General features: G+C 28.5%; 1 protein-coding gene. It reads right to left on the reverse strand.

The genetic code is table 11. From position 1 onward, the window contains the following. Nucleotides 1-65 precede the first annotated feature (65 nt). Entirely contained in the window at nucleotides 66-755 is a 690-nt protein-coding gene (locus CD118_RS11860) for a DUF4352 domain-containing protein (RefSeq protein WP_103356761.1), read from the reverse strand. Between the last annotated feature and the right edge of the window lie 342 nt (nucleotides 756-1,097).

Genomic DNA, 1,097 nt, shown 5'->3' on the forward strand with positions numbered 1-1,097 from the left:
TCCTTTTTTATGTTAATTTCCACAACGCTGATGCCAAATAATAGATACTGACTCGTAAATTACTCTTATTTGATATCTGATTTTTTTATATTCCATTTGCCTTTTACATGATTTAAATCATGCATAGCATTAAGTTCTAAGGTATAAATTTCCGAATCAGGTACATCATAATAAATATATCCATTAGCTGTATTATCTTTGTTCAGTTGATGAGAAAAATCAGCATTAGTATCATCTGTACCGTACCACTCTTTAAAATTTTCTCCATTGACTTTAATTGAAAAGTCACTGCTATCAACTAATACTTGCTCATCGTTCTTATTTTTAAAACTCAAGTTTACTTTTAAAGCAACACCGTTGTCAGGTTCTGAAGCATATTCGCTTGAAGTATCTGCGTATTCTACACTTTCAAAAGTATAAGTTACTCCATCTCCTTTAATAGAATCACCAACTTTGTATGTTTTCTTTGCAATGTCTTTTCTTTGCTGTTGTTCTTTTTGTGTCCCATTTAATATATCTATCCCAATTGGAAGGGGTGAGATAAAAAAGATGTTTATTCTTAATAACATAGACTGTAAAGCTGTTGGACTTCTGCCTTCTTTTTTATTCATTACGAATGTATTGAATATTAAATATACAACAGACAATAAAAATGTAAGCACAAAAAAGAAATTATAAAAAGTGACACCGAAAGTAAATATTAATCCAAAGTAAAAGTTGCGTCTTTCTACGAACAGTAATTTTAGTAATATCAATAAAGTATCCTCATTCGTAACAGCTTCATATATACCTTTGCCATTAATCGTGATATTCCAATTATTTTAATAACTCTTTTTTTTAATTCAAACGTAATAACGTTACTCAATTGTTAAAGTAGAACGTAATAAATTTCGACGCTCTGAATTTTAGCGTGATCATGATTAAGATTTTTCAATATAGTGTGCCCTCAAAGCGGGTTAAGTTAGGTATTCATTTTTAGCATTGTCACTATTTATATTCTAACAAAACATTTGTAAGTATTAAAAAATATCATAAATAATAAATTTATAAAACTTAACTTGTTGTCTAGCATTAAAACGAATGAGGCGTTTTTACTT

This window comes from Staphylococcus coagulans, assembly GCF_002901995.1.
Taxonomy (GTDB): domain Bacteria; phylum Bacillota; class Bacilli; order Staphylococcales; family Staphylococcaceae; genus Staphylococcus; species Staphylococcus coagulans.